Source organism: Nonomuraea sp. NPDC049784 (assembly GCF_040659615.1).
Taxonomy (GTDB): Bacteria; Actinomycetota; Actinomycetes; order Streptosporangiales; family Streptosporangiaceae; genus Nonomuraea.
Genome location: NZ_JBFAMX010000731.1, coordinates 1 through 4,538, shown reverse-complemented (window position 1 = coordinate 4,538; position 4,538 = coordinate 1). Strand labels below are relative to the sequence as shown.

Sequence of the window (4,538 nt, the reverse complement as noted above, 5' to 3'; positions counted from 1 at the left end):
CGCCGCGCGGGCCGCGCGTGCGGCGCGGCGGGATCTCGCGCAGGACGCGCGAGATGTGGCTGCTCATGCTGCCCGCCCTGGTGCCGGTGCTGCTGTTCAGCGTCGGCCCGCTGCTGTATGGCATCGGCCTGGCCTTCACCGACGCCCGCAACGTACGCAACCACGACACGAGCTTCGTCGGCCTGGAGAACCTCACCGACCTGCTCGCGGACGGCGACTTCTGGTCCTCGTTCAAGATCGGGGCGATCTGGTCGGTCTCCGTGACCGTGCTGCAGTTCCTGGCCGCGCTAGGGCTGGCGCTGCTGCTCAACCAGAACCTGAGGTTCAGGAGCGTGGCTCGGGTGCTGGCGGTGGTGCCGTGGGCGATGCCGCCCGTGGTCATCGGACTGATGTGGAAACTGGTCTACCACCCCGACGCCGGCATCCTGAACGGCCTGCTGGGCACGGACATCGACTGGCTGGCCGACTTCTCGCTCGCGCTGCCCGCGATCATCGTGGTCGGCGTCTGGACCGGCATGCCGCAGACCACGGTGGTGCTGCTGGCGGGCCTGCAGGGCATCCCGAAGGAGCTGTACGAGGCGGTCGAGGTGGACGGCGCGGGCGCCTGGCGGCGCTTCTGGAACATCACGCTGCCGCAGCTCAGGCCCGTCATCGTGGCGATCACCTCGCTCGACTTCGTGTGGAACATCAACCAGTTCGGCCTGGTGTACGTGCTTACGCAAGGCGGTCCCGGCGGCCATACGCGGCTGCCGATGCTCTTCGCCTACGAGGAGGCGTTCAGATACCGGTTCGCCGGATACGCCTCGATGCTCGGCGTCGCCATGGCGATCGTCGTGCTCGCGGTGCTCGGCATGTACCTGTGGCGGCAGATGAGGGAGGCCAAGTGAGGATCGCCGGACGCATCCTGCAGTACGCCGCGCTGGCCGCGTTCATCGTGTTCCTGGCGTTCCCGCTGGTGTGGCTGCTGTCCACGTCGCTGAAGACGCCGCGGGAGATGGCCCTGGCCGACCCCACGTGGATCCCGCGCGACCCGACGCTGGCCAACTTCGCCGACGCGTTCGGGGAGCAGGACCTGGTCGGGGCGGCGGTGCGCAGCCTGATCGTGGCGCTGTTCAGCAGCGCGATCACGGTGCTGATCTCGTTGCCCGCCGCCTACGCCATGGCCCGCTACCGCGGTCTGATCAACCGGATCGCGACCGGGTGGGTGCTGGTCAGCCAGGTGTTCCCGTTCATCCTGATCATCATCCCGCTCTTCATGATCCTGCGGGACCTGTCGCTGGTGAACACGCTGCCCGGGCTCGTGGTGGTGCACGTGACGTTCACGCTGCCGTTCGCGCTGTGGATGCTGCAGGGGTACGTGCGCTCTGTGCCGCCCGAGCTGGAGGAGGCCGCGGCGGTGGACGGCGCGTCCCGGCTGCGTTCGATCGCCAGCGTGGTCGCGCCGCTGCTGGCACCGGGCGTGGTGGCCACGTTGCTGTTCTCGTTCATCTCGTCGTGGAACGAGTTCCTGTTCGCGCTCGTGATCCTGCAGGACCCCGACGTCATGACGCTCCCGCTCACGCTGGTGAGGTTCACCGGCCCGGAGGGGGTGGCCAGGCTCGGCCCGCTGGCCGCGGCGTCGCTCATGGCGACGATCCCGAGCCTGATCTTCTTCGCAATCATTCAGCGGCGACTGAAGTCCGGCCTGATGGCCGGCGCCGTCAAGGGCTAGGAGGCTCATATGCGAATCAAATCCGCTCTGGCGGCGGCTGCGATCGTCGCGCTCGCCGCCGCGTGCGGCAGTGGCGGAGGCGGCGGCGAATCCTCGTCCCCCTCCAAGAACGAGCCGGTGAAGCTCGACTTCCTCAGCCTGGCCTGGCAGAAGGAGTCCATCGCCGCGAACAAGCAGATCGTGGACGAGTGGAACAAGGCCAACCCGAACATCCAGGTCAACTACGTCCAGGGCAGCTGGGACAACGTCAACGACCAACTCGTCACCCAGTTCGCCGGCGGCACGGCGCCCGACGTCATCCACAACGACTCGCCCGCGCTGTCCGGCTTCGCCTCCGACGGCTACCTGCTCGACATCAAGGACAAGCTGCCGGCCGAGCTCAAGAGCGACATCCCGCAGGCCGCCTGGGACACCGTCACCTTCGACGGCGGCAAGGGCGAGCAGGGCGTGTACGGCGTGCCGTTCCTGCAGGAGTCGCAGGTCATCATCGCCAACAAGAAGCTGCTCGACGCGTCCGGCGTACGCGTCCCGACGTCCGACAACCCCTGGACGTGGGACGAGTTCTCCGCCGCGGCCAAGAAGATGACCAAGGGCGGCGCGTACGGCGTGGCCTGGGCGATGAAGTCGCCGGTCAACAAGACGCTCAACCTGGCGCTCAACTTCGGCGGCACGTTCTTCCAGACGGCCGACGGCAAGACCACGGTCAAGGTCGGGCCCGAGGAGCGCGAGGTGCTCCAGCGCATCCACGACCAGCTCTACAAGGACAAGTCCGCCGACCCGACCGCGCTCGGCCAAGGTACCGCGGACCCGCTGCCCGCCTTCTTCCAGGGCAAGTTCGCGCTGCTGCCCGCTGGCGTGTACCTGCGCCAGCAGGTCGCCGAGCAGGCTCCGGAGAAGTTCGAGTGGGTCACGCTCCCCGCGCCGAAGGGCACGAGCGCCCAGCAGGGAGCGGTCTCGCAGACGCTGTCGATCGCGCAGGACAGCAAGCACGCGGACGAGGCCATGAAGTTCATCGCGTTCTTCCTGAACGGCGCGAACCAGGCCAAGCTCGCCAAGGGTGACTGGCTGCTGCCGACCTCCCAGACGGCCGCCGCCGACCCGGCGATGACCACCAACGAGAACGGCTGGGACGTGGCCACCGCCTCCGCCAAGAACCTCGTCGTGGCGCCGTTCCTCAAGGTGAACGGGTTCGACGAGTGGAAGAGCAAGGTGGCGACGCCCGCGCTGCAGGAGTACTTCGGCAATAAGATCACCCTTGACCAGGCGGCCTCGAAGCTGGTCGAGGACGGCAACAAGGTGTTGGAGCGGTACCAGCGGTGAATTTCCGGGATAAAGCCCGTGGGTGTCTGCTCGGCCTCGCCGCGGGGGACGCCCTCGGAGCCCCGGCCGAGAACCTGCCGCCGTCGGAGATCCGGCGGCGGTGGGGGCGGCTCACCGAGATCGAGGGCGGGGGGACCGATGACACGGAGTACGCCATCTTCGCCGCGTCCCTGCTGGTTCGGCACGGGCACACGCTGACTTACGCCGACGTGGCCGCCGCGTACCGGCAGGAGGTCATCCCGCGGGTCTCCGGGCCCATGCGGGGGGCCGGGTTCTCCGAGCTGGGCACCGTCGAAGCGCTTCGCCGCGGCCTGGAGCCGCCTTTGACCGGGCTGGTGCACTCGCACGGGTGGTCGGACGGGCTCGCCATGCGCGCGGCGCCGTACGGGATCTTCTGCCCGGGGGACCCCTGGGAAGCGGCCCGGCTGGTGGAGCAGGACGGGCTGGTCAGCGGGTCCGGCGAGGGCATCCTGGGCGGCCGCGCGGTCGCCGGGGCGGTCGCGGCCGCGATGGGCGGCTCCTCCCCGGAGGATGCGGTGACGGCCGCCCTGTCGGTGATCCCCGCCGACTCCTGGACGGCCCGCAACATCGCGCGTGCCCGCGCGGTGGGCAAGCCGGGCGCGGACGATGAGGCCGGGCTCGTCGAGGCGTTGCACGAGGCCGTGGTCGTCAAGCATTACCCCTGGACCGACGTGGCACCCGAGGCCGTGGCGCTGGCGCTGGCGGCGGTGCTGGCGGGCGGTGGCGACGTCGAGGCGTCCGTGACGTTCGGGGTGAGCCTGGGCCGGGACGCCGACACGATCGGCGCCATCGCCGGGGCCATCACAGGAGCCATGCGGGGAGAGCACGGCGTGCCCGGGCGCTGGGCGGCCAGGATCGGGCCCGTGACAGGCAAGTGCCTGCCCGTCGTGGCCGGAAAGCACGTGCTGGACGTCGCAGACGAACTGGCGGGAGGACTGTAGATCACGATGTCGGGGGACAGAATCAGAGGGGCCTTCGCCGGGCTCGCCGTCGGTGACGCCGTGGGCTGGCCCGCGGCCAGGCACCGGGCGGCCCTGCACGCCCCCTGGAGCAGGCGACTGCACAGAGAGCTGGACGCGTTCGCCGAGGAGCACAGGGTCACCACGCTGCCGGTCCCGTTCGCGCTCAACCAGCCGACGGCCCCGCTGGCCATCGGACCGTCCGACGACGCCGAGTGGCTCGCCTGGACGGCGCTCACGATCGACCGCCCGAGAGCCGAGGCGTTCGGGGAGCTTCTCGAAGGCGATACGTCTCGGATCCGCGAGGGAGTCAGGGCGCGCATTTCGGTGGCCACCGCGCTGGACAACCTGGCCGAAGGGATCGAGCCGCCCGCGTCCGGGCACGACAACCCGCACCACTTCGACGACGCCGCCGCCGTCAGGGCCGTGGCGTTCGGGGCCCTGGGGAGGGACCCCACACAGGACGCCCAGGTGACGAACGCCTACGACGGCGTCCTGGGCGCCCAGGCCATGGCCGCCGCCGTGGC

The 4,538-nt window shown here is 69.9% G+C and carries 5 protein-coding genes; all 5 read left to right on the top strand.

Annotated features, from left to right (window positions below):
- Positions 1–887, top strand: an 887-nt coding sequence (locus AB0J09_RS57075; protein ID WP_360711188.1) for a sugar ABC transporter permease, incomplete at its 5' end; no start/stop codon positions are given.
- Positions 884–1,711: a carbohydrate ABC transporter permease gene (locus AB0J09_RS57070; RefSeq protein WP_360711185.1), complete on the top strand. Its 828-nt coding sequence runs from the start codon at positions 884–886 to the stop codon at positions 1,709–1,711. The genes AB0J09_RS57075 and AB0J09_RS57070, both read left to right, overlap by 4 nt.
- A 9-nt stretch (positions 1,712–1,720) precedes the next feature.
- Entirely contained in the window at positions 1,721–3,031 is a 1,311-nt protein-coding gene (locus AB0J09_RS57065) for a sugar ABC transporter substrate-binding protein (protein ID WP_360711182.1), read from the top strand.
- The gene (locus AB0J09_RS57060; RefSeq protein ID WP_360711180.1) at positions 3,028–3,993 is read left to right on the top strand and encodes an ADP-ribosylglycohydrolase family protein; all 966 of its coding nucleotides are present in this window, start codon (positions 3,028–3,030) and stop codon (positions 3,991–3,993) included. Before AB0J09_RS57065 ends, AB0J09_RS57060 begins: the two co-directional genes overlap by 4 nt.
- Before the next feature lie 6 nt (positions 3,994–3,999).
- On the top strand, positions 4,000–4,538 hold a 539-nt coding region (locus AB0J09_RS57055), incomplete at its 3' end, for an ADP-ribosylglycohydrolase family protein (protein WP_360711178.1).

Excerpts from the sequence above, each read along its gene's own strand:
- AB0J09_RS57065 (WP_360711182.1), top strand. The coding sequence starts at position 1,721 with ATGCGAATCAAATCCGCTCTGGCGGCGGCTGCGATCGTCGCGCTCGCC.